General features: G+C 72.0%; 4 protein-coding genes. All 4 read left to right on the top strand.

What is annotated here, in order from left to right; genetic code table 11:
* On the top strand, positions 1–410 hold a 410-nt coding region (locus PROKR_RS25580; protein ID WP_036969332.1), incomplete at its 5' end, for a ribonuclease HII.
* Between the two features lie 7 nt (positions 411–417).
* Complete coding sequence (locus tag PROKR_RS25585) at positions 418–717, top strand: DUF2469 domain-containing protein (protein ID WP_020016858.1); 300 nt, start codon at positions 418–420, stop codon at positions 715–717.
* 167 nt (positions 718–884) lie between these two features.
* Positions 885–1346 (top strand): YraN family protein, encoded by a 462-nt coding sequence (locus PROKR_RS25590; protein WP_036969335.1) that lies wholly within the window; start codon positions 885–887, stop codon positions 1344–1346.
* A partial coding sequence (locus tag PROKR_RS25595) for a magnesium chelatase domain-containing protein (protein WP_036969337.1) occupies positions 1346–1786 on the top strand: 441 nt, incomplete at its 3' end. The genes PROKR_RS25590 and PROKR_RS25595, both read left to right, overlap by 1 nt.

Consider the following 1786-nt stretch of genomic DNA (forward strand, 5'->3'; position numbering starts at 1 on the left):
TCATCGCCGCGCTCCGCCTGGCCGGGCGGCGGGCGCTGGCCCAGGTGCGGCAGGTGTGCGGCGATGTCGACGTCGTGGTGCTGGACGGCAAGCACAACTGGCTGTCCACCCCGGCGCTCGACCTGTTCGCCGCGGCCGACGCCCCGGAGGACGACCTGCCGGAGCCCGCGGTGCGGACGCTGATCAAGGCCGACATGACCTGCACCTCCGTGGCGGCCGCGAGCGTGCTGGCCAAGGTGGAGCGCGACGCGATCCTGGTCGAGCTCGCGCAGCGGCACCCCGAGTACGCGTGGGACCAGAACAAGGGCTACAGCGCGAAGGCGCACATGGACGCCCTGGGCCTGCACGGGCCCACGCCACAGCACCGCAGGTCCTGGAACCTGCCCGGAACAGCGGCGTCGGTGGGATGATGTCGCTGTGAGCGCTGAAGACCTCGAGAACTACGAGACGGAGATGGAGCTAGCGCTCTATCGCGAGTACCGCGACGTGGTGGGCCTGTTCGCCTATGTGGTGGAGACCGAACGCCGGTTCTACCTGGCCAACCAGGTCGACCTGCAGGTGCGGTCCGCCGCGGGCGAGGTGTACTTCGAGCTGCGGCTCGGGGACGCCTGGGTGTGGGACGTGTACCGCTCGGCACGGTTCGTGAAGTCGGTACGCGTGGTGACGTTCAAGGACGTGAACGTCGAGGAGCTGGCCAAGGCCGAGCTCGCGCTCTGACCCGGACTCTCGACATTGCTCGGGGGTCGGTGCGGGCCCCCGTGACGAGACCTCAACGGTTCGAGCGCGACCTCGACCCTGTGGATCGTCGATCCGTGCACAGGTGACCCTGCGGACCCCGTTGGTAGGCCCCTCCGTGACCAAGGCTGGTCACGGAGGTGAACGCGATGGCGAAGAAGGACGGCGTAGGCCGGTACGGCGAGCGGGTCGCGGTGCGGCACGTGGAGGCGCGCGGCTGGCGGGTGCTCGACACGAACTGGCGCGGCAGCGAGGGTGAGCTCGACATCGTCGCGCTCGACGGCGACGTGCTCGTGGTGGTGGAGGTCAAGACCCGGTCGGGCCTGGGGTTCGGTCATCCCGCGGAGGCGGTGACGCCACGCAAGCTGACCCGGATCAAACGGCTGACGGGGCAGTGGCTCACCGTCTTCCGGGAACGCCTCGCAGCGGAACGCCTCGCGGCGGAGCGGCTGGAGGCGGAGCAGCCGGTGGGCGGCCCAGAGGCGGGCGGTCCGGTGGCGGTGCTGCCCGACGTGCGGACCTGGTTCGGTGCGATCCGCATCGACGTGGTGGCGGTGACGCTCCAGCGGCAGGGTCCCGCCGTCGTCGAGCACCTCGAGGCGGTGGCCTGATGGGGATCGCGACCACGCGGGCGGTGTCGCTCGTCGGCATGCAGGGGCACGTGGTGGAGGTGCAGGCGCACCTCGCGGCGTCGGTCCCGGGGTTCACGCTGGTGGGGCTGCCCGACGCCGCGCTGAACGAGTCGCGGGACCGCGTGCGGGCCGCGGTGACCTCCTCGGGGCTGCCCTGGCCCGTCAAGAAGATCACCGTGAACCTGTCGCCCGCGTCGCTGCGCAAGCAGGGCAGCGCGTACGACCTGGCGATCGCGGTGGCGATCCTCGCGGGTACCGACGGGCCGTCGTCCCCGGGGATGCGCCGGACGGGCCTGGACCGGGTGGTGCACCTGGGCGAGCTGGGGCTCGACGGGCGGATCCAGCCGGTGCGCGGGGTGCTGCCGACCGTGGCGGCCGCCGTGGCGGCGGGCTTCCCGGACGTCGTCGTGGCCGCCGGG

This window comes from Promicromonospora kroppenstedtii DSM 19349 (assembly GCF_000515355.1).
Taxonomy (GTDB): Bacteria; Actinomycetota; Actinomycetes; order Actinomycetales; family Cellulomonadaceae; genus Promicromonospora; species Promicromonospora kroppenstedtii.

Bases quoted from the DNA above. Each gene is read 5' to 3' on its own strand.
- PROKR_RS25590 (WP_036969335.1), top strand. From the start codon at position 885: ATGGCGAAGAAGGACGGCGTAGGCCGGTACGGCGAGCGGGTCGCGGTG.